The organism is Isoptericola sp. BMS4, assembly GCF_011634835.1.
Classification (GTDB): domain Bacteria; phylum Actinomycetota; class Actinomycetes; order Actinomycetales; family Cellulomonadaceae; genus Isoptericola.
This window is the reverse complement of the sequence record NZ_SIRP01000001.1, coordinates 1,247,754-1,272,045: the sequence shown is the minus strand read 5'-3', so window position 1 is coordinate 1,272,045 and position 24,292 is coordinate 1,247,754. Positions and strand designations below refer to the sequence as shown.

Here is a 24,292-nt window from a genome sequence, read left to right as displayed (position 1 = left end):
CGGCGCCCGCTAGGGTCGCCGGCGCAGGTGGGCGACCAGCTCGATCAGCGCCGTCACCGCCGCGCCGAGCAGGGCGCACACCCCGACGACGCGCCAGTTCACGGGGTCGGTCAGCTCGCGGCCGAGCGCCGCCCAGTAGTCGAGCGGGTTCCCGGTGCCCACGCCGTCGCGCAGCACACCCACGGCGAGCATCACCACGAAGGCGATCGCGGCGGCGGCGACGGCTCCCACCACCGTCATCTGCCAGGGCGTCGGCCTGCTGCGGCGCGCGCTCATGGCGTCCCCTGCGCGTCGCCGTCGGCCTCGTCGAGCAGCGGGAGGTCGGCCGCCGTGACGAGCCGCGACGCCACCGCGTACTCCACCAGCCGCGCCCGCCGGTTCGTGGCGAGCCCGCCCGTACCGCCGCGCAGGCCCTTCACCCCGACCTTGTCGAGCTTCTCGCACACGTTGTCGAGCTTGCGGTTGAACCGGGTGGTGGTCCAGCCGAGGCGGCTCGCGGCCTCCGCCGACGACGGGATCTCCGACAGCCCGGTCCCGTCGCGACGCAGCATCGGCTCGCACAGCGCCAGCACGAGCTGCCGCTGGCTCGTCGTGAACGGGATCATGCCGATCGTCGTGGCGCCGCCGTCGGGCTCCTCGGTACGGATCTCCGCGTACGGGGACGGGCTGAGGCTGGCCACGAGCTCGTAGGTCGTCGGCCCGGCGGTGAAGACGATCGACGTCGACGGGAACACGATCGGGATGGAGTTGCCCGGGGAGAGCCAGGACTGCACCCCGCCTGCCGCGTCGCAGACCGTCGCCGCCAGCCGGTTGCCGACGTTGCCGAGCCACCACAGCCCGGACACATGGGTGAGCTGGAGGAAGCGCCGATGAAGGTACGGGTTGTCGTCGAGCGCGAGGTCCCCCTCGCGCCCGATCTCGAACACGCCCGCGGGGTCGGGGCGGAACCACTCCCCCGCGAACTCCACCGCGAGGTCGCTCATCCCACGCACACCCCCTTCGGCTCGACGGAGAACGCGCCGTCGCGCACGACGACGACCTGGATGCACGTCTCGCCGCCCTTGACCCGGGGCAGGGTCTTCGTGGGCCGGTCGACCTCCTGGTAGTGCCCCTCCTCCAGCGCCTGCGGCTCGCGCCAGCCGTAGGTGTCACCGTCCTGCGCGTCGGGGTTCTTCCAGGTGAACACGACCTCGTCGCCCTTCGCCTCGCCCTCGAGGTCGGTGACGGCGGGCACGAGGCCGCCCAGGTTGTCGGCCGGGGGTGCCGGGTCGTCGCCGGCGTCCGTGGCCGCCGGCGACGCGTCGTCCACCGGCTCGTCGCCGCCCTGCGGCCACATCACGACGGCAAGGGTCACCGCGAGGGCGGCGACCACCGCGACGAGGCCCACGACGAGACCTGTGCCGCGGCGCCGCGGCGCCGGCGCCGCGGCGGGCGCGGGCGCGCCCGCGGGCGCCTCCACCGGCGCGGAGGTCGCCATCGAGCGGTGGACGGTGTCGCCCAGGTCGTCGGGCAGGACGCCCGTCGCGGTCCCGGTCGTGGCCGACGGCGCCGGAGCGGCGGGCGCGGCGCCCGCGGCCCCCGCCGCGGCGAGCCCCGCCCCTGCGGACGCCGGGCCCCGCGGGTCGACCGAGACGACCTCGCGCAGCCGGGTGCCCACCTCGTCCTCGTCGTCGGGACCCGGCGCGTCCCCGCCGTCGTGCACCAGGCCCTGCTCGTCCAGCAGGTCGATCGGGGTGACGGCGAACGACAGGTCGGTCTGCACCGCCTGCAGCGCCCTCGCGAACGCGAGCGCCGTCGGGTAGCGCGACTCGGGATTCTTGGCCATCGCCGTGCCGAGCACCCGCTCCAGGGCGGGCGGCACGTCGTTGCGGCCGGTCGGGGGTAACGGTGCGGTCTCGATCCGCGACACCAGGTCGGCGCTCGAGTTCGACCCTCCCGGCACCTCGAACGGCGTCCGGGAGGCGAGCAGCGAGTACGTCGTCGCGGCCAGACCCCACACGTCGGTGGCCACGCCCGTGCGCGGCGGCTCGGCGAACGACTCCGGCGGCGACCACGGGATCGACATGCCCTCGGCGAGCCCCGCGTCGTCGAGGGTGGACGAGATGCCGAAGTCCGTCAGCGCGGGGTGCCCGTACTCGGTGACGAGGATGTTGGCGGGCTTGACGTCCCGGTGCAGGATGCCGGCGCGGTGCGAGGCCTCGACGGCACCCGACACCTGCACGGCGATCCGCAGCACGTCCGGCACGCTGAGGCGCTCGCTGCGGTAGCGCGAGCCCAGGTTGGGCCGGGAGCAGTACTCCATCGCGAGGTAGGGGCGCCCGTCGGCGGCGACGTCGGCCTCGTACATCGTGACGATCGAGGGGTGCGTCGACAGCGAGGCCATGAGGTCGGCCTCCGCCTCGAACGCCTCGCGCTGCCCCTCGTTCGTCCACTCGTGCAGCAGCACCTTGACGGCGACGCGTCGGCGCGGGCGGCGCTGCTGGTACAGGAAGACGTCGGAGAACCCGCCCGAGCCGATGAGCGAGACGTACTCGAACCCCTCGATCTCGGGCGGCGGCGACGGCGGTCGCTTGCGACTCACTCAGAGGATCCCTTCGAAGGTCAGCGTGACGCCGTCTCCCAGGTCGACGACGTCCTGGGCCACGACCATGACCGGCTCGCCCGGGTGCAGGCGCAGTGGCGGCTGCCCCGCGCGCAGCAGCGTCGTGCCATTCGTCGTGCTCATGTCGCTGATCAGCACGTGCCATCCCTCCAGGCGCACCTCCAGGTGCGAGCGGGAGATGTCCTGCTGCGGGCTGGGCACCGTGATCAGGCGCGGCAGGTCGTCGCCCGCGGCCCGCGGGGACCGGGGCCGACGGCCGACGACGACGGGGCGGTCCAGCGTGACGCGCGGACCGTCCGACACGCCCATGACGCCCAGCGAGGGACGCGGCACCTGCCGGGCCTCGCCCACGAGCGACTGGCCGCACGCGGCGCACTCGTCCCGCTGCGGGGGGTTCGGGTGCCCCGCGGTACACGAGCGCGCCAGGATGAGCGGCCGGCCCGGGACGGCCCCGGGCGCGAAGGACGGGCCCGGCGGGGCGGGGGCGACGCCGGTCGACGCCGCGAGCGGGTCCCCCGCCTGCGCGGGTGCGGCCGGCCCGGCGGCGCTCCCGACGTCGGGCGCCGGCGTGGCGGCGGCGCGCAGGTCGGCGATCGCGGAGGACAGGACGGTGCTCCCGTCGATCTCGTCGACGCCGGGGTCGCCGTCGGTCGGCGGAGCGGTGCCGGCCGGGTCCTCGGCGATCGTCGGCTCGGCGGCGTCGGCCGGCGGGGCGGCCGTCTCGGCCCCGACGACCTCGGGGCTCCCGGAGTCGCCCGCCGGGGACGCGGGGGCGGGCCCGGCCGGGGACTCCGCGGGCTCCTCCTCGCCCTCGTCCTCCCCCGGCGGCCGGATCGCCGCGGCCTCCACCGCCCGATGGACCGTGGACCCCCACAGGTGCCCGTAGTCCGTGTGCTCCTCGACGACGTCGTCGGACGCCGGGTCCGGCACCGCGGGGCCCTCGTCGTCGGCGGGCGGCTCCGCCGGCCGGGGGACGTCGTCGGGCGTCACGGTGAAGGCCGGCACCATCGTCGCCTCGGGCGCCGACGTGGCCGGTGCGGGCGGTGCCGGCGCGAGGTCGGGACCGGCCGTCACCGCGGGGGCCGGCGGGGCAGGGGGCGGCGGCACGTCGGCCTCGGCCTGCTGTGCCTCCGGCTCCTCCCACGGCTCCGGCACCTGCTCGCGGCGACGCTGCGGGGCCGCCGGGGCGTCGTCCTCCGTGAGCCGCGCGCCCACGGACGTCACGAGCGCCACACCCGCGTCCAGCGGCAGCGCGCGGGAGTCCACCAGCTCCTCCGGCTCGGTGACGCCGACCTGCACGGAGAGGTCCACCACGTCGTCGAACGTCCGCTCGGCCCAGGTGGTGACGCCCTCCCCGGAGACGTGCTCACGAGCGTCCGCCCGCGCGACGGTCACCGAGGTGCCGCCGCGGCTCGCCACCTGCACCCGGCGGCCGTCGGCCACCGCCATCGCGAACGGCGGGAGGGACGCCAGGCTGGCCCCGAACGACCCCGTGAGGACCTCGAGCACCGGCACCACCCCGGCGCGGTCACCGAGCGCGGTCCACAGCTCGTCCACCAGCTCCGGCGTCACCTTCTCCGGAAGCACGACCACGGCGTCCCCGCGCACCACGGCGTACGCCGGGCCGATCACGTAGCGCACGGTCACGTCCAGGCCCCCTTCCACGGCGACCTGCGGGGCACCGTGTCGTCGTCGTCATCGTGGGCGGCGCGCCCGTCCCGGGGCGCCGTGCTCTCCAGGTCGTCCGTCAACCCGGTGGCGCCCACCACGATGACGGTGATGTTATCCCGCCCTCCGGCCTCCAGCGCCTCGGCGACCAGCCGGTCCGCCGCCCGCTGCGGGTCGGCCTCCATGAGCAGGACCTCGGCGATGCGCCGGTCGCCCAGCTCGACCGTGAGGCCGTCGGAGCACACGAGCATCCGGTCGCCCGCGTGCACGGGCAGGAACCAGAAGTCGGGTTCCGGGTCGTCCGGCGCCCCGAGCGCCCGGGTCACGACGTGGCGGCGCGGGTGGGTGGCCGCCTGGTCCGCGGTGATGCGCCCCGCGTCCACGAGCTCCTGCACCTCGGAGTGGTCGACGCTCACCTGCTCGAGCACGCCGTTCGTGCTCCGGTACGTCCGGGAGTCCCCGACGTTGACCACGAGCCAGTAGGGCTCGCCGCCCTGGTCGGTGAGCACCAGCCCGGACAGCGTGGTGCCTGCCCCGCGGCCTGGCGCCGTCTCGATGGCGCGCACGGCGTCGTGCGCGGTGGCGACGCGGCAGCGCACGTCGTCCTCGTGCACGACGGCGGACTCCCGCAGCGGTGCCAGCGCCTCGACGGCGGCCGCGCTCGCGACCTCGCCGGCGTCGTGCCCGCCCATCCCGTCGGCGACGAAGAAGACGGAGCCTCCCGCCAGGTAGGAGTCCTCGTTGAGGCGGCGCCGCGCCCCCTGGTGGGTCGAGGCGCCCCAGAGCAGACCGATGCTCACGGGCACGCTCATGCGCCGGCGTCCGGACCCACGACGGTCAGGCGCCGGGCGCCCGCCTGCAGCACCCAGCCACCCGTGACGGTCACCGGGGCGCCGGGACGGAGCTCGTGCACGGTGCCGTCCGGCGCGATCACCGCGCTGCCGTTGGTGCTGCCCAGGTCGGTGACGAGCAGGCCGCCCGTGGTGGGCGACAGCTCGAGGTGCGTCTTGGACACCGAGCGGGTGGGGTCCTCGAGGCGCAGGACCGCCGCCGGCTCACCGCCGTCCTGCTGGGGGTTGCGCCCGACCAGGGTGCGCCCGTCGACGGGGACACGCCGGTCCGGGTCGACCTCGACGACGATGCGCGCCGGGACGCTCCCGTCGCCCGGGCCGCGGCGCGACGAGACGCTGAACCGCGTCGCCTCGAGGTCCTCGAGGTCGTCCGGCTCGGGCTGTGCCGCGACGGGGCGCTGCGGCGGGGCGGGCGCCGGCGCGACGGGCGAGGGTGCGGCGGACGACGGCGGCGCGGCCGCGGGAGCGACCGGCCCCGTCGCCGACGGCGGCGCGACCGACGGCGGCACCGGCGCCTGCACCTGGGTGGGCGCCGTGCCGAGGTCCGTGCCGGCGGTCCGGTGCACGGTGGCGGGGTCCACGTCGCCGTCAGGCTCCGGTGCGCCCGCGCTCCCGGTGCCCGGCACGCCCGTGATGAGTCCGGCGCCTCCACGCTCCTGCTGCCCGGCGGGGAAGGCCCAGGGGTCGGGCGTGGTGGCCTCCGCCGAGGAGGCCCCCGGGACGGGGACGACGCCGCGGCCCGCAGGCTCGGGGGCCGCCGGCGAGGCCGGGGCGAAGCTCGGCGGCGTCCCCCCACGCACGTCGCGAACCACGCTGCGGGCCGCCTTGTCGTGCCAGCCCTGCCGCCGGCCGGACGAGTCGAACGTCGGCGACACCAGCACGAGGACGGTGCCGACCAGCGGGAGCACCCCGCACGCCGCGAGCACCAGCCAGCGCAGCAGGTCGCGACCGACACCGACCGGCCCGCCGTCGGCCAGCGCCACGGTCCGGATGCCGAGCAGGCTGTTCCCGACCGTCCGGCCCGTCCGGCCCTCCCACACGGCCAGGCCGACCCAGCACAGCAGGCTCACGAGCCCGGCGACCAGGTAGACGGCGGCCAGCGCTCCCATGAGCTCGCGCGTCGCCGCGGTCGCCCCCATCGTGGTCGACGCCGCGGACACGTCCGCCATCTTCGCCGTCACACCCGTCGCGAGCGCGGTGGCGACCGCGGCGACCAACGAGACCAGGGAGATCGCCAGGAGGTCCAGCACGTAGGCGCCGGCACGCCGCCCCACCCCCGCGAGCGGCGGTTCCGCCGCGGCGGCGGCCGCCGCCGTGGCCCGCAGCATGTCCGCGGGCGCGCGCTGGGTCCGCCCGTGCAGCTCGGGCTCCGTCGTCACCTCGAGCCCCGCGTTCTCCGCCTGCCCGGAGGACTCCCCGGGGCGGGGCCGGTACGGGGTCGCCACGGTCGGCGTGCCGCACACGGCGCAGAACGCGCCGTCCTGGTCGGGGGCACCACAGGCGGTGCACGTCGTCGTCATCGGTCCTCCTGCCGCCGTGCCTTGTCCTTGCGCCGCCGCGCGCGGGCCATCCTGTCACGCACCGGGCGCACCGCTGCACGCGCCGTCCGGGCGCACCACGCCGGGACCGCCGCGAGGCGCCGCCGCGCCACCTCCCGCAGAGGCGGGGCGTCCCCGCCGCGGAGCGAGCGCAGGGACAACCGGGCGGCCACCCTCCGCCGCCACGGCACCGCCGCGTGCATGGCTCCCACGACGCCGTCCACGTCGGCCCAGTACGCGTCGACCTCCGCCTGCGACGGGGTCCCCCCACCGAACACCGACGCGTCCGCGCGGTGCGCGAGCGTCACCGTCGCGGTGCCGGCCGCCGGGACGTGGGCGGCCAGCAGGTGCGCCCCCTCGCGTCGCGTCGCCGCCCGCGGGACCCCGGCGCCGAGATCGGTCGCGGTGTCGACCACCTCGCGCCAGCCCCCGCTGAACCGGTCGGCGAGCTCGGGCGCGGTACGCCGGCGCCCACGCCTGCGCGCCTTGAGCGCCAGGATCAGCACGAGCGGGACCGCGAGCAGCGCGAGCGGGACCGCGACCGCGACGACGACGACCGCCACCTGGCGCCAGTCGATGCCGGGCTCGTCCTTCTCCTGGTCGTCCTCCTCGACGTCGCCGGCCTCCGCCTGCGGCGGCTCCTCGGGCGACTCCGGCGACTCGAGCACCGGGGGCTTGGGCACCTGCTTGGAGCGCGGCAGCGGCTCGACCTTGTTGTCCTCGTCGGGACGGACGTCGAACGGGACCCAGCCATACTGCTCGAACGGGACCTCGACCCAGGCCCGCACGTCGCCACCGGTCGCCGTGTACGGCGTCCCGGGCTCCCAGGCGTCCTTCTCCGGCATGAAGCCCATGACCACGCGGGCCGGGACCCCCACCTGCTGCGCCATGAGCGCCAGCGCGACGGCGAACTGCTCGTCGTCGCCGACCATCTGGTCCTGGGCGAGCAGCGTGTCGATGCGCGCCGCGGAGTGCCCCGGGCGGGACGCCGGCTGGTTCTCCAGCCCGCTGGAGTAGATCCCGGTGGCCTCCAGGGTGTCGCGGATGTTCTGGAACCGCTCGAACGGGTCGGTCGCGTCCGCGGCGAACTGCGCCGCCTTGGACGGCACCGCGTCCGCCAGGTCGGACGGCTTGGGCATGTCGACGTCCTGGACCGTGGCCGTGGCCAGCGCCTCGTCGTCCGGCCGCGGCGCCACGACGGCGTCGAGCTCGTAGGAGTCGCCCGGGCCCAGGCCCGCCGTGCTCAGCGCCGTGCGCGAGGTCGAGTTGTAGTACGTGCTCGACGCGAGCTCGGACGCCCGCTCCCCGCCGAACCTGAAGCCCGCGACGTCCCCGACCTCGGGGACCCACACGCCCGAGTAGCCGGTGACGGTGACGTCGAGGGTCGTGCGGGTGCCCTCGGCGAGGGTGTCGACCGCCTCGCCCGCGCGGTTGAAGACGCCGGAGACGCCACCGCTGCTCGCGTCGTAGACGGTTCCCGAGTACGTGTCCAGGGTCGCCAGGCGCACCCTGGTGCCGGCGGGGAGCCCCTCGACCGTGAACAGCTCGGCGTCCTTCTGGTCCTTGGCGTACTGCCGGAACCCGACCAGCGGGCTCGTGTACTGGTGGAGGTCGAGCGGAGGCGTGATCATCTCGCGCAGCGCCACCCGTTCCCCGTGAGCGAGCGGAGGGGCCGCGAGGACGGCGGCCAGGCCGCCGGCCACGAGCATGATCGCCCCGCCGCGCACGCGCTGGGCGCGCAGCCGGCGGGTCGCCGAGCGGCTGGCGTCGGTGAGCAGGGAGTTCGCGCCCATCCGCGCCTCGGCGGCGCGCCACGAGGCCCACAGCAGGCCGACGACCGCGAGCACGAGGCCCTGGACGATCGGGTAGGCCGGCAGGATCGTCCCCAGCAGCGCCACGCCGGCGAGCGCCACGACCGGAGGCAGGAGCGCCCACGCCGCGTGACGCGACCGCCAGGCGATGGTCCCCGCCAGCACGCCGGTGATCAGGAGCAGGAGGAACGGCACGACCGCCAGCTCCGGGAACGACGCCAGCGGCGGGACCGTGGTGACGAACTCCTTCCACCCGTGCACCGCGCCCAGCGCCAGCTCCTGCAGGGTCTGCAGCGAGGGCACGACGCCGGCGACGGTCGTGCCGGGCAGTGCGAGCGCACCGCCCAGCAGGACGTAGGCGAGCACGGTGGCCGCGGCGGTGAGCACCACCGACCAGCGCAGCCACGCCCCGAGCCATGCGACGAGCAGGCCGACGACGGCACCGCCCAGCGCGGGGACCAGGTAGCCCGTGGTCCCCCAGGCCGGGGCGAACCCCACGGCCACGGTCCCGAGGAGCAGCAGGAGGGCCAGGCCGTCGACGGCACCGGCCGCGCTCAGGGCGCGCGGGGCCCCCGAGGCCCGGTCGCGGGCCCGCGTGGTCCCGGCGCGCAGCGAGGTGCGCGACGTCGCGCCGGTGTTCCCGGTGCTCCCCGTGTGACCGCTCGTCCCCGTCTGCTCCGGGGGCGTGGGCGCGTCAGTCATTCATCCTCCGCAGCGCGTTCGGCAGGTCGGCCAGCTCGCCGAGCGTGAGCAGCTGCATGTCGGCCACGCGCCCTCGGCTGACCGAGGCCCCAGGGACGCAGCGCATCGCGACGAGGCGCGCGTCGACCGGCAGCCGCACGGCCGCGGCACGCAGGTCCGTCGGCGTGACGGTGCTGCCCACGACGACCGCCACGACCGAGGCGTCCGACACGGTGGCCGACGCGACCCGGGCGATCTCGGCGAGGGTGGTGCGGGCGGGCGCCAGCTCGAGGCGGGTCAGGTCGTCCAGCAGCCGCGTCCGGTGGTCGCCCCGCACCCGGCCCTGCTGCACCAGCACGGCCAGGCCGCCGTCCTCCCGGATCGCCTGCAGCCCCAAGGACCCGCACACCGAGACCGCGAGCTCGAACTCCTCCGGGTCGCCGTAGTCCTCGGCGCGCGTCGACAGGATGACCGCGAGCCTCGACCGGCGGGTCTCCTCGAACTGCCGCACCATGAGCTTCCCGGTGCGCGCCGTCGACTTCCAGTGGATGTGCCGCCGGTCGTCGCCCGGCACGTAGTCGCGCAGCGCGTGGAACGACACGTCCGAGTCGGAGATGTCGGGCGTCACGCGCCCCTCCAGGTCGTGCAGCAGGCCTGTCGACGAGCCGGAGAGCGGCAGCGTGCGCGGGTGCACGAACAGCTCCTCCGGCTCGGTCCACGTCAGTTCGCGGCGCAGGAGCCCGAGCGGGTCGGAGCGCACCGACCGCACCGGCCCCAGCGGGATCACGGCGCGGCGTTGCGTGGGGACCGCGAAGATCTCCTCGTGCTCCGCCCCGGGCCGCAGCCGCGGGACCGGGAACGAGGCGATGCCCTTGCCGACCTGCAGCTCCATCACGGCCGGGAGCATGCTGCGCGCCGACCCGTTGGCGACCAGCAGGCGCCCCACGGCACGGTCGCCCACCATGACCCGCTTGGAGGCGACGTCGAGGGTGACGTCGTAGCGCAGCCGGCCCAGGACGAAGGCGATCGCGCCGAGCAGGGCGACGCTCGCGGTCACGGCGACGACCACCCACTCCTCCCAGCGCAGCACCGTGCCCGACCACCAGGCCGCGGCGGTGAGGACCAGGACGGCCCACCCGAACGGCGAGACCACCCCGAGCACGGGTGCGGTGCGTGCGCGCGCGTCCGTGGCGGCGCGTCCGACCGCGCGCGCGGCGGAGCGGGTGCCCTGCCCGAGGGTGGCGCCCGCCGCCGCGGCGCGCCGGCGGATCCCCGCGCCGGCCGCGCGGCGCGCGCGCTTCTCCCCCGCGGGCTCGGGCGCCGCCTCCGGGGTCGCCTGCTCGGTGCGCTCCGGTTCGGTGGTGGTGGTCATGAGGTCTCCGGTCAGGCGGTGCGGCGTTCCTGGGGCGCGGCGACGTCGCTCAGGAGGCGGTCGACGGCGCCCTGGGCGGTGGCCCCCGCGAACTCCGCCTCCGCGTCGAGCACGAGGCGGTGCGCCCACACGGGCTGCAGCAGGTCCTTGACGTCGTCGGGCAGGACGTAGTTGCGCCCGTGCGCGGCGGCCCAGACCTTCATGCAGCGCACCAGCGCCAGGGCACCGCGCACGGAGACGCCCACCTGCACGTCGGCCGCGGAGCGGGACTCCTCCGCGAGCCGGGAGACGTACTCCAGCACCGCGGGATCCGCGTGCACCGCGCCCGCGAGGCCGGCCATCTCGACGACGGCCTGCCCGGTGATCACCGGCTGCAGCGCCGCGCTGCGGTCGCGGACGGCGGAGCCCGCGAGGATCTCCACCGTCGAGGCGAGGTCCGGGTAGCCGATCGACGTCTTCATGAGGAAGCGGTCGAGCTGCGCCTCGGGAAGGCGGTAGGTCCCCGCCTGCTCGACCGGGTTCTGGGTGGCCACGACCATGAACGGCGAACCGACGGAGTGCGTGACGCCGTCCACGGTCACCCGCGCCTCCTCCATGACCTCCAGGAGCGCGGACTGCGTCTTCGGCGAGGCACGGTTGATCTCGTCCGCGAGGACGATGTTCGCGAACACCGGGCCCTCGTGGAACTCGAACCGCGCCGTCTTCTGGTCGTAGATCGTCACGCCCGTGACGTCCGAGGGCAGCAGGTCCGGCGTGAACTGGATACGGCTGTTCGTGCCCTGGACGCTGGCCGCCATCGCCCGCGCCAGCATCGTCTTGCCCGTGCCCGGCGCGTCCTCCAGCAGCAGGTGGCCCTCGGCGAGCATGCAGGTCAGGGCGAGGCGGATCTGCCCCTCCTTGCCCAGCACGGCCTGGCCCACGTTGCTGACGATCCGGTCGAACGTCTGGGCGAACCAGGTCGCCTGCTCGGGGGTCATGGTGCTCATTGGATGTTCCTATCTCTCGGCGGCGCCGTGGCCACCCTCGTCGTCGGCGCGGTGCCTACCAGGTGATGGTGTTGCTCTTGCCCCACGGCGTGGTGACCCACACCTGCTTGCCCGGGTTGCCGTAGTAGCAGTACAGGTCGCGCGGCCCTGCGTTGCCCGAGCCGTCGGTCCGCGTCTGCTCGACCGGTGAGTGCCAGACCGTGCCCGAGGTGGAGAACTGCCCGGTGCTGGCCATGCACTCGTAGCTGAAGCTCTGGTTCGGGTCCGCGTTGCGGATCGTGAGGTTGATGTACCGGCACGACGAGTGCGTGCAGTCCCCGTACGGGTCGCTGCCGTCCTCGGGCGCACCCTTGCTGATGGTGACCGTCGGCTGAGGCTTCGGGTCCGACTTCGCGCTCGCACACTTCTGCGCGGACTGCCCCTCCGTGTCCGTCGCGGTCACGCAGATCTTCTTGGTGTCCGAGTATCCGGCGTTCACCGTCTTGCTCCCGCTCTTGGCGGTGCTGGAGAACGCCCCTGAGACCTTGACGGAGATGCTGCGCCCGTTCGTGGATGTCGACCAGGTGAAGGACACCTTCTGATCGCCGCCCTTGGCCGTGACGGTCGGCGTCGGGACCGGCCCGAACGGCTTCACCTGATTGGAGTACGGAGTCCAGTCCGAGCAGCCGGCCGCGTTGCAGGCGCGGACCCGGAACCGGTAGTTGGTGCCGTTCGACAGCCCCGAGTACGTCAGGGACGTGGCCGTCGTGTCCCGGCTGCCGCCCTGGTCCGTCTCCACCGTGTAGGTCACGGCGTCGCCGTTGTCGTCGGACGCGCCCCAGGACACGTCCGCCTGGCCGCTCATGCCCGTCCCGACGCTCGCCGACGGCGTGCCCGGGACGGTCGGCCGACCGTACGGGGTGACCTCGTTCGACCGCGGGCTCGCGTCGCCCTTGCCGGCCTTGTTCTCGGCCACGACGGTGAACGAGTAGCTCGCCTTGGTGTCCAGGCCCTCCAGGTCGATCGACGTGGTCGAGCTGGTCTCGGTGGCCACACGCTCGCCGTCCCGGAACACGCCGACGTGGTAGGTCTTCACCGGGTCGCCGTTGGCGTCCGGGGCGTTCCACGTGACGTGCACCTGGCCGCCGAGCGGCGTGTCCACGCGGGAGGCCGACGGCGCGGCCGGCGCGGCCGGCGGCCCGGCCGGGACCATCGTGGTGGACCACGCGCCCCAGTCCGACGGGTCCGGCGCCTTATTGACCGCCTGCACCCGCACCTTGTAGGCGGTGCCATTGGTCAGGCCCTCCCAGACGATCCGCTCGCCGGTGACCCCGACCTTCTGCGTCTCGCCGTTCGCGGGCGCCGGGGAGATCTCCAGGTTCACCGACTCGATCGCCGACCGGTCGTCGTAGGTGGCGTTCTGCCACGTCACGACCAGCGACTCGTCGCCGAACTCGAGCTGCGGGGCCGCCGGCGGGTCCGGCTTCTCGTCGGGCCGGGCCTCGGCGGAGGCCGGCGACTCCTCCGACTCGCCCACGGCGTTCTCCGCCACGACGGTGAACGTGTAGGTGACGTCGTTCGTCAGGCCGTCGAGGGTGCACGTCGTCGTCTTGCAGGCGAAGGTGTCGCCCTGGTCCGACGTGACGGTGTAGCCCGTGATCTCGGAGCCGTTGTTCTCCGGCGGGGTCCAGGACAGCACGACCGTCTCCGAGCGAACCTCCTCGATCTGCGGTGTGGTCGGCGCCTCGGGCGCACCGAGCACGTTGAGCGTGACCCGGCCCTCGACATTCCGGTCCGAGTCCTGCGTCGCGTCCTGCACCGTGTAGCGCACCACCATCGTGCCCACGAAGTCCTCCTGCGGCGTGACGACCACCTGGTCGCCGTCCACCGTCGTGGTCCCCACACCGGTGTCGACGATGGGGTCGCCCACGAGCTCGAGCGGCCCCCGGTCCTCGAACGGGTTGGAGTCGTTGGCCAGCACGGGCACCGACACCGGCTCGCCCTGGTGCGCGTCGTCGACGACGTCCTCGACGGCGCGGGCCAGCGGCCGCGTGGAGGCGACGACCTCGACGGTGATCTCGCCGTCCACCGGCGGGTGCTCGTCGTCGGTCACCGTGTACGGGACCGTGAGCGTGGTGCCCTTGGGCACGGTGGGGTCGGCCTCGAGAGTCACCCGCGAGCCCGACAGCGTCGCGCCGAGCCCCTCGGGCAGGCCGCCGAGCTCGAAGCGCAGGTCGTCCCCGTCCGGGTCCGTCGCGAAGCGGCCCAGGTCGACGGCGCTCTCCTCGCCCGCCGCGACCTGCCCGGACGGCGAGCCCGGCTCAGGCGGCAGGTTGTCCGGGGGGACCACCGTGATCGGCAGCGTCAGCACGGCCGTGTGGCCGTCCGGGTCGTCGGGACCGTCGCCGTCGGTCACCTCGAACGTCACCGACGCCGGACCGACGTACTCGCCCTCGGGGGTGTAGGTCATGGTGGTCTTGCCGGTCACGTCGGCCTCGCCCTCGAGGGCCTTCACCTGGTCGGCCGTCGTGAGGCGCGGGCTGCGCCCCTCCACGACGAGCACGTGGTCGGCGATGTCGATGTCGAGCGACTCGCCCGACTTCACCTCGAGCGGGGCCTGGCCCGGCTTGAGGATCGGCTGGGTCGACGCCTGCCCGGGCACGACGAGGAACGCCTTCGCGGTCAGGCCGTCGACGTCGGTGACCGTGTAGGTGATGACCTGGCGGTCCTCGGTCAGCGCGACCTCGATCTCGCCCTCGGGGCTCACCGTCGCCGACTCCGCGGACGTCTCCACCGTGAGGTCGTCCGCCGCGCCGTCAGGGTCCTCGTCGTTGTCGAGCACGGGGACCGTGACCGACGTCTGGCCGAGGATGTCCGCCACCACCACGGAGTCGTCGCGCGCCACCGGGGGCTGCAGCGGCGCGTCCTTCGCCACCGTGACGCTCACGGACGCCGACGCGCGGGCGGCGTACGTGTCCTCGATCGCGTAGAAGAACGTCGACGTGCCCTCGGCGCCCGGGGTGCGCACCACGACGCGCTCACCCGAGACCTCCGCCGACAGGTCCTCGCCACCCTCGATCGCGCCGGGCACGAGGCCGATCCGGTCGCCGTCCGGGTCCGAGTCGTTCTCCAGCGCGGGGACCGCGACCCGGCGGTCGGGACGCACCGTGACCTCGTCGTCCTCCGCCACCGGCGGCTGGTTCGTCTCCGGCGGACGGGCGATCCCGACCCGGATCACCCCGGTGGCGATCTCGCCGCGGGCGTCCTGCACCGAGTAGCGGAACGAGTCCGCGCCGGACGCGTCCTCGCTGGCCCGGTAGTCGACGAAGCCGTCCACGACCTCGGCCTTGCCCTGGCTCGGCCCGGTGGCCAGCCCGGTGAGCTGCACGGAGTCGCCGTCGGGGTCGATGCCGTCCAGCGGTACGGGGATGCGCGTCGTCCCGCCGGCGAGCACGCGGGCCTCCACGTCCCGCGGCACGGGGGCCGTGTTCTCCTCGCCGCCTCGGACGTGGATCGTGACCTGGGCCGAGTCCTCCTGACCGTTCGGGTCGTGGACCGTGTAGATCGCGTAGGCGGTGCCCGGCTCCGAGCCGGCGCGGAACCGGAGCACGTCCTCGGAGAAGAACGCCTCGCCCATGGCGGGGTCCACGTCCTGCTCGAGCTTCTCGCCGAGCGTCAGCTCGAGCCCGTCGGGATGGGAGTCGTTCTCCAGGACGGGGATGTTGACGTAGTCCCCGACCCGCACGGTCACCTCGTCCGGGGCGGCGTTCGGCGGCTGGAGCCGCTGCGGCGGCGGGACGGGCAGCACGCGGATCTCGCCCGTGGAGATGTCGTTGCCGTTGGAGACCGTGTACTTGAGCACGACCGAGTCCGGGATCCGCCGCGTCTCGCTGATGCGCAGGATCTGGTGGTCGAGGACAGCTACGGACACCCCGGCGTCGTCGGGGACCTCCACCGACTGCACCACGAGCACGCCGCCCGCCGGGTCGGTGTCGTTCGCGAGCACGTCCACCAGCGTCGACCCGCCCGCAGGCAGCATCGCCGTGTCGGAGACGACGATCGGCGCGCCGGAGGCGTCGTCCGGGGCCCGGACGTCGACCCGGACCACGCCCGTCGTCGCGTTCGGCCCGTCGCTCACCTGGTAGAGCACGTCGTAGGACTTCGGCTCCTGCGCGAGGAACGTGAAGGTGCCCGCGTCGTAGTTCGGGGTGATCTCCGCCGGCGCGGCGTTGTTCACCTTGGCGAGCCGGAGCTCGTCGCCGTTCGGGTCGGAGTCGTTCTTCAGCGGCTCGACCGTGACCGGCTGGCCCGCCGTGACGACCACGTGGTCCCCCACCGCCACGGGGGCCTCGTTGCTGTCGCCGAGCACGTCCACCCAGAGCGTCCCCTCAACCGTGCCGTCGCGCCGGTCGCCGACCGTCACGGTGACCTTCTTGCGGCCCGTCGCGGTCCCGTTGTCGCGGAACTCCACCGTCCCGTCGGGGTACGACCGGACCTCGTCACCCTGCACGGTGGACTCCGCGGCCGCGAGGTACACGTCGTCGCCGTCGGGGTCGCGGAAGAAGGGCAGCACCTTGATGCTCGCGGACTTGCCCCGCTCCACCCGCAGCACCGGCTCACCCGTCTGCTCCGGCGCCTTGTTCTCGTCCTCGGGCACCACCCTGACGGAGACGCTGGCCTGGTCGGTGCCGCCGCGCCCGTCGCTCACCTCGTAGGTGAAGCTCTCCTGGCCCGACGCGTCCTCGGGCACGACCGCCTGCAGCGCCTTGCCGCCGAGCACGCGCTCGACCCGGAACCCGTCCGGCTGGTCACCCACCAGCTCGGCCGTGATGACGTCGCCGTCCGGGTCGAGGTCATTCGCCAGCACGTCGAGCACCGTCGCCCGGCCGGGCCGCACGCCGTAGTCGTCGTCCTCCGCCTTGGGCGGGTCCTGCTTCTTGCGGTCGACGACCGTCTGGTCGACCAGCTCGGGCTTGGCGTCCTCGGCGTCCTCGTCGGAGCCCTCCGCCTGCTCCGGCAGCTTGATGTCCCAGTCGTCGACCTTCTCGTACTCCTCCAGCGCCATCCACAGGGTGCCGGCGGACAGGTCGTTGAGCACCACGTTGTTGCGGTTGACGCGGTACTGCAGCACGGAGCTCTGGGACAGGCCCTCCAGGGCGCGGTCGACGTCGCGGTCCGTGCCCTCGCAGTCGCGGACGATCTGCCCGCTGCCGGACCAGGCGCCGTAGAGACAGCCGCCCAGCTGGACCGGCGACGCCGGCGAGCCGGACGCCTGCCGCCGCGTGGCGGTGCCGCCACCCAGCGGCTGCAGCACCAGCGACGACGACGTCGCGTAGGCCACGGAGTCGGAGCTCTCGCCAGGGAGCTGCAGCTGCGCGCCCTGGGCGTCCATGACGTCCACCGTCTCGCCGCCGGGGAGCCGGAGCTCGCCCGTGCTGCGGTCCAGGACCACGACGTCGTCGCCCACGGTCGTGAGCGCCACGTCGTCCCCGCCGTCGAGCATGTCGAGCGTGGTCGTGGTGGGCTCCTTGCCCGGCTCGACGGTCCACAGCACGTCCCGCGCGGGCACGACGGCGTAGGTGATGCCCGACTCGGAGACGACGACCTGCGCCGAGCCGTCGAGCGTCGCGGTGGGGTCGACCTCCTCGGTGTCCAGCGACGCCAGCCTGTCGACCGGCGTCACCCAGAGCGCCCCCGTCTCACCGTCCACCACCGCGACGCGGTCGCCGCCCATGGACGTCCTGGCGTTCGGCGGGAGCTTCGTCGTCGAGGCGAACTTGAGCCGGGCCACGTCGACGACGCTCGCCGAACCGGAGCCGGCGTCCGACACCAGCACGTCGCTCGCCTGCTGGTCCACGTCGAAGGACTGGCTCCCCGCGAGCAGGGTGCCGTCGAGCGCCTGCGCCTCCGTGTTGAAGCGGCCCACGAGCCCGCCCGACTCCTTGGTGACCCACACCCCCGAGTCGTCGAGGTCGACGTCGGCCGTGGCCTCGCCGTCGTAGAGGGCTGCCGCGACCGCGATCCCGGCGGACAGCGCGATCACGACCGTCGTCGAGACGGCCGTGCGTCGGTCAGCGCGCACGCGAGTGAACAGGCCCAACGGCTCCCCCTGAGAATGATGTCGATCGGCGCCGACCCCGGCGGTGCCGCGTCCGTCGTCGACGACGCGCCGCGAGATCCGGCCGGGTGCAAGATTGCCAGATCTCGTCCCCGAGCAACAGCCGATCTCGGCCCCCGGGCATGGGGAGGACTCCCCATGCCGCGCGGAATCGGGCTTGCGGCCCTCAGGCCGCGCGGTCGGCGAGCGCCGTCGCGAGGTCCGCCAGCGCCTGCTTGACCGGCCCGTCCGGCAGCGGCTCCAGCTCGGCGGCAGCCTCGCGCGCCCACCGGACCGCCAGCTCGCGGGTCGCCGCGAGGGCGTCGTGGGAGCGCAGGTCGGCCACGGCCGCGGCGAGCGTGGCGTCGTCCGACAGGTCGGCGTCGAGCCGCGCCAGCAGGGCGGCGTCCTCGGCGGTGCCCTCGCCGCGCGCGACACGCTGGCGCAGCAGCAGCACCGGCATCGTCGGCACGTGCTCGCGCAGGTCGGTGCCGGGCGTCTTGCCGGACTCGTCGCCGGTCGAGGCGATGTCGAGCACGTCGTCCGCGAGCTGGAACGCCACGCCGACCTTCTCGCCGTACGCGGCCACGGCCCCGACCACCGTGTCGTCGCAACCACCGAACATCGCGCCCAGCTGCGCGGAGGTGGCCAGGAGGGACGCCGTCTTGTCGCTCAGCACCTGCAGGTAGTGCGCGACCGGGTCCTCGCCGTCGCGAGGCCCGAGGGTCTCGTGCAGCTGGCCCAGGCACATGCGCTCGAACGTGCGCGACTGCAGCACCACGGCCTCCGGCCCGAGCCCCGCCACCAGCGCGGAGGCGCGCGAGAACAGCAGGTCGCCCACGAGGATCGCGACCGAGTTGCCCCAGACCGTGTGCACGGCGGGCGCGCCGCGGCGCACCGGCGCGGAGTCCATGACGTCGTCGTGGTAGAGCGAGGCGACCTGCGTGAGCTCGACGACCACGGCGGCGTCGACCAGCTCGGGCCGCGTCCCGTCGCCCAGCTCGCCGGCGAGCAGCGTCAGCAAGGGGCGGAACCGCTTGCCCCCGGCCGTGACCAGGTGGCGCCCCGCGTCGTCGGCGAGCGCGTCCGCCGAGGCCACGGCCTCGGCGAGCGCCGCGTCGACCCTCGCCAGGCGCTCCGACAGCCGGTCGGCCAGCGCGGGGTCGGGCAGGGGGAACGCCGTCGGCAGCGGCGAGTGCGGCGAGGACCCCGGTCCCGGGGCCGGCGCGGAAGGTGCACGTGTCACGGTCCGAACCTATCCGCCCGCGCCCGGGAACACTGAACCGAGAGCCCGCCCGCGCGCGTCACGTCGGTCACGCCGGGCGGGGCGGGGAGGCGTCACGGGCGAAACTGGGCCGCCTGCTGCGCCAGGTCCAGCATCCCCGCCGGGAACAGACCCAGGAGCAGCACGCCGGCCGCGCACAGCGCGATCGCGACCGCGGCGGGGCCCCGCGACCCGACGACCGTCACCACGGTGCGCGTCGCCGCCGCGCGGGCCGGCGCCTCCGTCGCGGTGCCGCCCGGACCGCCCGTACCGCTCGGGGCCACGTCCGTGCGAGCGGTCCCGCCCGCGCCCGAGACCTCGGTGCCTGCCGGCGTGGCGGCGCCGTCGTCCGCGTCGGCCGGCGGGGTGAGCACCGTCAGCACGATGACGCGCACGTAGAAGAACACGGACACCGCCGAGGCCAGGACGCCCAGCAGCGCGAGCGGCCACGCGCCCGCGTCGACCGCCGCGGAGAACACCCCGAACTTGGCGAGGAACCCGGCGGTGAGCGGGATGCCCGCCATGGACAGCAGGAAGAGGGAGAACGCCGCGACGAGCCAGGGCGCGCGGCGCCCCAGCCCCGCCCACTGCGCGAGGCGCGTCGCCTCGCCCAGCACGACGCCGTCGTCCGGCACCGGCCCGTCGCCCGGCCGCTCACCCGCGGTCACCGTCCGCTCGCGGACCAGGGTGACGACCGCGAAAGCGCCGATCGTCGCCAGCCCGTACGCGAGCAGGTAGAACAGCACCGCGGCGGACCCGCGCTCGCCGAACCCGACCACGCCGACGAGCAGGAACCCGGCGTGCGCGATGGAGGAGTACCCCAGGAGGCGCTTGACGTCCGTCTGCACGGCGCCGGCGACGGTCCCGACCAGCATGGTGAGGATCGCGACCGACCACAGCGCCACCTCGACGTCGTGCCGCAGCGCGGGGTCGAAGCCGTTCGCGAGGGTGAACAGCACCCGCACCAGCGCGCCGACCGCAGCGGCCTTGGTGCAGGCCGCCATGAACCCGGTGACCGGGGTGGGCGCGCCCTGGTACACGTCCGGCGTCCACGTGTGGAACGGGGCGGCGCCGATCTTGAACAGCAGGCCGGTGAGCACCAGGAGCAGGCCGACGACGACGAGCGCCGGCATCGTGCCGAGCGGCGAGACGCTCGGCTCGGCGAGCACGGCGACGACCTCCTGCAGGCGCACGGAGCCGGAGAAGCCGTAGACGAGCGCGACGCCGAAGATGAACAACGCGGACGCGAACGCGCCGAGCAGGAAGTACTTGAACGCCGCCTCCTGGCTGAGCAGGCGCCGGCGGCGCGCCGTCGCGCACAGCACGTACAGGGGCAGGGACAGCACCTCGAGCGCCACGAACATCACCATGAGGTCGTCCGTGGCGGGGAAGAGCAGCATCCCGCCGGTGGAGAACAGCAGCAGCGGGTAGATCTCGGTCTGCTGCAGGCCCGCGCGCCGGGTCGCGTCCTCGTAGGAGGTGCCCGGCACGGCGGCGGCCGACGGCGCGAAGGCGTCCTGCCCGGTGCTCGTGCGGTCCGCGACCACGAGGACGCCGAGGATCGCGCAGATCGCGACGACGGCCTGGACCCCGAGCCCGAACGGCGTGAGCAGGTAGGAGCCTCCGACGACGGAGACGGCGCCGTCGGCCACGCGGGGCCACAGCAGCGCGACCGCCACGAGCGAGCCCCCGAGGGCCGCGAGCGCGAGCGTCACCTGCGTGCCGCGCCGCGCCCGGGCCGGCAGGAAGGCCTCGAGGAGCACGCCGAGGACGCCCGCGGCGAGGACGACGAGGACCGGCGAGACGGCCGCCCAGTCGATGGGCGGTGCGACGAAGTCGTTCACAGCAGGCTCCCCTCGTGAGGCGCGGCGGGCGCGGACCGCGGGTCGGGTGAGGCGTCGGCGGAGGACGCCCCGAGCACGGGCGGCGGGTCGGTCTCGCCCACGAGCTCGACGGCGACCTCGCCCGGCGCGCGCACGTAGTCGAGCACCGGCCCGGGCGCGAGCCCGAGGACCACCAGCGCGGCGACGAGCACCCCGGCCACGGTCTTCTCCCGGGCGTCGAGGTCGCGCGCGCCGGCGAGCTCGTCGCTCACGCCGCCGGTGAACATGCGCTGGTACATGAGGAGCACGTACACGCCGGCGAGCACGACGACGGGCACCGCCACGAGCACGGCGGCGGGCCAGCGCCCGTACGAGCCGAGGAAGACCATGATCTCGGAGACGAACGTCGCGAGGCCCGGCAGCGCGGCCGCCGAGAGGCCGGCGACGAGGAACGTGCCGCCGAGCACCGGGGCCACGGACCGCAGCCCGCCGTAGTCGCCGACGAGCTGGCTGCGGCGCGGGTGCCGCGCGATCGCGAACCCGGCGATCAGGAACAGCGCCCCGGTGGAGATGCCGTGGTTGAGCATCATGAGGCCCGAGCCGGCGGTCCCCAGGGACGTGAAGGTGAACATGCCGAGGATGATCAGCCCGAAGTGGGACACCGACGTGTAGCCGACCAGCCGCAGCACGTCGGTCTGCCCGATCGCGAGGATCGCGCCGTAGAGCACGGAGACCACGGCGAGCACGATGACGAACGGTGCCGCCCACCGGCTGGCCTCCGGGAACAGCGGCAGGCACAGGGTGAGCATCCCGAAGGTGCCCACCTTGTCGAGCACGCAGATGAGCAGGGTCGACGTGCCCGGCGTGGCGTTCTCCGCGACGTCCGGCAGCCACGTGTGCACCGGGAACATCGGCGCCTTGATCGCGAACGCCAGGAAGAACGCGGCGAACATCAGCTTCTCGGCCGTCGGGTCGAGCGCCAGGCCCGTGAGGTTGTCGGTGAGGAACGCCTGCGGCCCCCGCTCGGCGACCGGCACCTGCAGGTAGAGCGCCACCACGCCGACCAGCATCACCAGCCCGCCCGCGAGGGAGAACAGCAGGAACTTCACCGCCGCGTAGCGGCGCTGCGCGCCCTGCCCGAACCCGCCGATGAGGAAGTACGCGGGGATGAGCATCGCCTCAAACAGCACGTAGAAGAGGAACACGTCCCGGGCGGCGAACACGGCGACCATGAACGCCTCCAGCAGGAGCACGGTGGCGAGGTAGCGGCGCAGCCGCACCGCGTCGCCGCCCTGCTCGCGCCACGCGGCCGCGATCACCACGGGCACCAGCCCGACGGACAGCGCCACGAGCAGCAGCCCGACGCCGTCGACGCCGACGGCCCAGCTCGCGCCGAGCGCCGGGATCCAGGAGTGCGTCTCGGCGAGCTGGTGCTCGCCCGCCGCCGAGGTGTCGAACGCGGCGAACGCGCCCGCGAGCAGCACCACCTCGACCAGCGCGCCGACCAGCGCCACCCAGCGGGCGGCGGACGCCCCGAACCTCCCGCCGGTGACCGGGCCGCCGGACGGGCGGCCGCGGCCCAGGCCCGTGAGCGCCGTCGCGGCGGCCGCCACCAGCGGCCACACGATGAGGACCGTGAGCCAGGGGAACCCTGTGGACATCGTCATCCTTCCGTCTCCCTGCCCGTCAGCTCGCCAGCAGCCACACGACGAGGGCGACGGCGCCGAGGCCGCCCAGCATCATGGCCGCGTAGGAGCGCACGTACCCGTTCTGCAGGCGGCGCAGCCGGGCGCCCAGACGCCCGACGCCGCCGGCCAGACCCAGCCAGCCGCCGTCGACCGCCGCCCGGTCCGTGTAGACCAGCGACCGCGTGAGGTACTGGCCGGGGCGCATCACGACGCTCTCGTTGACCGCGTCCTGGTAGAGGTCCGCCCGTGCGGCGCGCACGACGGCCGGTGCGGGCGGAGGCTCGGTCGGCACCGCGGCCACCGCGAACTGGCGGAACGCCAGCGCCACGCCCACCACGACCAGCAGCAGCGTGAGCGTCATCAGCAGCCAGATCGGCAGCACCGGCTCGTGGTGCTCGGCGTGCCCGGTGACCGGCTCCAGCCAGGTGACGAACGCGTCGCCGATCGCGAGCAGCCCGCCGAGCGCCACGGAGCCGACCGCCAGCACGATCATCGGCCACGTCATCAGCGCCGGGGACTCGTGCGGGTGCCGCTCGACCGCACCGGCCCGGCCGTCGGTGCTCCACCGGCGCCGCCCCGCGAACGTCATGAAGAACAGCCGCGACATGTAGTAGGCGGTGATGCCCGCGCCGAGCAGCGCCGCCATGCCGAACACCCACGGCTGCCAGCCCGAGCCCGTGAACGCCGCCTCGATGATCTTGTCCTTCGACCAGAAGCCGGAGAACGGCGGGACGCCGAGGATCGCGAGCCAGCCCAGGCCCATCGTGATCGTCGTGACCGGCAGCAGCCTGGCCAGCCCGCCGAAGCGGCGCATGTCGACGTCGTCGTCCATCGCGTGCATCACCGAGCCGGCGCCGAGGAACAGGCCCGCCTTGAAGAAGCCGTGGGTGAGCAGGTGGAAGATCGCGAACGCGTACCCGACCGGGCCCAGCCCGGCGGCGAGCATCATGTACCCGATCTGCGACATGGTCGACGCCGCGAGCGCCTTCTTGATGTCGTCCTTCGCGGTACCGACGACCGCCCCGAACAGCAGGGTCAGGGCCCCGACGATCGCGACGACCAGCTGCGCGTCCGGCGCCGCCTCGAGGATCGGCCCGGAGCGCACCAGCAGGTAGACGCCCGCCGTGACCATCGTGGCGGCGTGGATGAGCGCGGAGACCGGCGTCGGGCCCGCCATCGCGTCCCCGAGCCACGCCTGCAGCGGCAGCTGGGCGGACTTGCCGCACGCCGCCAGGAGCAGCAGGAGGCCGATCGCGGTCAGCGTCCCCTGGCTCACGCCCGCCGCGCCCGCGCCGTCGCCCAGCACCGTGGCGAAGTCGACCGCGCCGAACGTCGCGAGCATGAGCATCATCGCGGCGATGAGCCCCATGTCGCCGACACGGTTCATGACGAACGCCTTCGTGCCCGCCACCGCGTTCGCGCGCTTGCCGTCCCAGAACCCGATGAGCAGGAACGAGGCCAGGCCCACGCCCTCCCAGCCGACGAACAGCAGCAGGTAGGAGTCCGCGAGCACCAGCAGCAGCATCGCCGCGACGAACAGGTTGAGGTACGCGAAGAACCGGCGCCGGTCGACGTCGTGGCCCATGTACGCCACCGAGTACACGTGGATGAGCGTGCCGACGAACGTCACGAGCATCACGAAGGTCATCGACAGCGGGTCCACCTGGAACCCGACGTCCGCGTGCAGCGGCCCGGCGTCGATCCACGTGCCCACGGTGCGGGTGCCGACCCGCTCCTCGGCGGGCACTGAGAGCATGTCGAGGAGCATGACCAGGCCGAGCACGAACGTCGCGGCGATCGCGAGCACGCCGAGCCAGTGCCCCCAGCGGTCGCTGCGCCGGCCGGCGAGCAGCAGCAGGGCCGCGCCGATCATCGGCGTGGCGACCAGCCACGGGGCGAGCGAGAGGGACTGCATCATCGGAGTCGTCACCG

The 24,292-nt window shown here is 74.4% G+C and carries 14 protein-coding genes; all 14 read right to left on the bottom strand.

Features of this window, described 5'->3' with window-relative positions; translation table 11 throughout:
• Positions 1–9: 9 nt before the first annotated feature.
• Complete coding sequence (locus tag EYB28_RS05575) at positions 10–276, bottom strand: hypothetical protein (RefSeq protein ID WP_166845547.1); 267 nt, start codon at positions 274–276, stop codon at positions 10–12.
• Complete coding sequence (locus EYB28_RS05570) at positions 273–983, bottom strand: hypothetical protein (protein WP_166845544.1); 711 nt, start codon at positions 981–983, stop codon at positions 273–275. The genes EYB28_RS05575 and EYB28_RS05570 overlap by 4 nt, the downstream gene beginning before the upstream one ends.
• A complete protein-coding gene (locus EYB28_RS05565; RefSeq protein WP_166845542.1) occupies positions 980–2,581 on the bottom strand; it encodes a serine/threonine-protein kinase in 1,602 nt (533 codons plus the stop codon). The genes EYB28_RS05570 and EYB28_RS05565 overlap by 4 nt, the downstream gene beginning before the upstream one ends.
• Complete coding sequence (locus EYB28_RS20525; RefSeq protein WP_304599233.1) at positions 2,582–4,249, bottom strand: FHA domain-containing protein; 1,668 nt, start codon at positions 4,247–4,249, stop codon at positions 2,582–2,584.
• Positions 4,246–5,082: a PP2C family serine/threonine-protein phosphatase gene (locus EYB28_RS05555; protein WP_166845540.1), complete on the bottom strand. Its 837-nt coding sequence runs from the start codon at positions 5,080–5,082 to the stop codon at positions 4,246–4,248. The genes EYB28_RS20525 and EYB28_RS05555 overlap by 4 nt, the downstream gene beginning before the upstream one ends.
• The gene (locus EYB28_RS05550) at positions 5,079–6,641 is read right to left on the bottom strand and encodes an RDD family protein (RefSeq protein WP_166845539.1); all 1,563 of its coding nucleotides are present in this window, start codon (positions 6,639–6,641) and stop codon (positions 5,079–5,081) included. The genes EYB28_RS05555 and EYB28_RS05550 overlap by 4 nt, the downstream gene beginning before the upstream one ends.
• Positions 6,638–9,172 carry a transglutaminaseTgpA domain-containing protein gene (locus tag EYB28_RS05545; RefSeq protein WP_166845537.1) on the bottom strand — a complete coding sequence of 845 codons (2,535 nt, stop codon included), beginning with the start codon at positions 9,170–9,172 and terminating at the stop codon, positions 6,638–6,640. Before EYB28_RS05545 ends, EYB28_RS05550 begins: the two co-directional genes overlap by 4 nt.
• The gene (locus tag EYB28_RS05540) at positions 9,165–10,523 is read right to left on the bottom strand and encodes a DUF58 domain-containing protein (RefSeq protein ID WP_240930404.1); all 1,359 of its coding nucleotides are present in this window, start codon (positions 10,521–10,523) and stop codon (positions 9,165–9,167) included. Before EYB28_RS05540 ends, EYB28_RS05545 begins: the two co-directional genes overlap by 8 nt.
• An 11-nt stretch (positions 10,524–10,534) precedes the next feature.
• The gene (locus EYB28_RS05535) at positions 10,535–11,509 is read right to left on the bottom strand and encodes a MoxR family ATPase (protein WP_166845535.1); all 975 of its coding nucleotides are present in this window, start codon (positions 11,507–11,509) and stop codon (positions 10,535–10,537) included.
• 55 nt (positions 11,510–11,564) lie between these two features.
• Entirely contained in the window at positions 11,565–17,570 is a 6,006-nt protein-coding gene (locus tag EYB28_RS05530; RefSeq protein WP_240930403.1) for an Ig-like domain-containing protein, read from the bottom strand.
• 202 nt (positions 17,571–17,772) lie between these two features.
• Entirely contained in the window at positions 17,773–18,774 is a 1,002-nt protein-coding gene (locus EYB28_RS05525) for a polyprenyl synthetase family protein (protein WP_240930686.1), read from the bottom strand.
• Between the two features lie 149 nt (positions 18,775–18,923).
• On the bottom strand, positions 18,924–20,693 hold the full coding sequence (nuoN, locus tag EYB28_RS05520) for an NADH-quinone oxidoreductase subunit NuoN (RefSeq protein ID WP_166845529.1): 1,770 nt from the start codon (positions 20,691–20,693) through the stop codon (positions 18,924–18,926).
• Entirely contained in the window at positions 20,690–22,333 is a 1,644-nt protein-coding gene (locus EYB28_RS05515; protein WP_166851774.1) for an NADH-quinone oxidoreductase subunit M, read from the bottom strand. Before EYB28_RS05515 ends, nuoN begins: the two co-directional genes overlap by 4 nt.
• 25 nt (positions 22,334–22,358) lie before the next feature.
• Complete coding sequence (nuoL, locus tag EYB28_RS05510; protein ID WP_166851771.1) at positions 22,359–24,275, bottom strand: NADH-quinone oxidoreductase subunit L; 1,917 nt, start codon at positions 24,273–24,275, stop codon at positions 22,359–22,361.
• Between the last annotated feature and the right edge of the window lie 17 nt (positions 24,276–24,292).

Bases quoted from the DNA above. Each gene is read 5' to 3' on its own strand.
- EYB28_RS05575 (WP_166845547.1), bottom strand. From the start codon at position 276: ATGAGCGCGCGCCGCAGCAGGCCGACGCCCTGGCAGATGACGGTGGTG.
- EYB28_RS05570 (WP_166845544.1), bottom strand. From the start codon at position 983: ATGAGCGACCTCGCGGTGGAGTTCGCGGGGGAGTGGTTCCGCCCCGAC.
- EYB28_RS05555 (WP_166845540.1), bottom strand. From the start codon at position 5,082: ATGAGCGTGCCCGTGAGCATCGGTCTGCTCTGGGGCGCCTCGACCCAC.
- EYB28_RS05550 (WP_166845539.1), bottom strand. From the start codon at position 6,641: ATGACGACGACGTGCACCGCCTGTGGTGCCCCCGACCAGGACGGCGCG.
- EYB28_RS05545 (WP_166845537.1), bottom strand. From the start codon at position 9,172: ATGACTGACGCGCCCACGCCCCCGGAGCAGACGGGGACGAGCGGTCAC.
- EYB28_RS05540 (WP_240930404.1), bottom strand. From the start codon at position 10,523: ATGACCACCACCACCGAACCGGAGCGCACCGAGCAGGCGACCCCGGAG.
- EYB28_RS05535 (WP_166845535.1), bottom strand. From the start codon at position 11,509: ATGAGCACCATGACCCCCGAGCAGGCGACCTGGTTCGCCCAGACGTTC.
- EYB28_RS05515 (WP_166851774.1), bottom strand. From the start codon at position 22,333: ATGTCCACAGGGTTCCCCTGGCTCACGGTCCTCATCGTGTGGCCGCTG.
- nuoL (WP_166851771.1), bottom strand. From the start codon at position 24,275: ATGCAGTCCCTCTCGCTCGCCCCGTGGCTGGTCGCCACGCCGATGATC.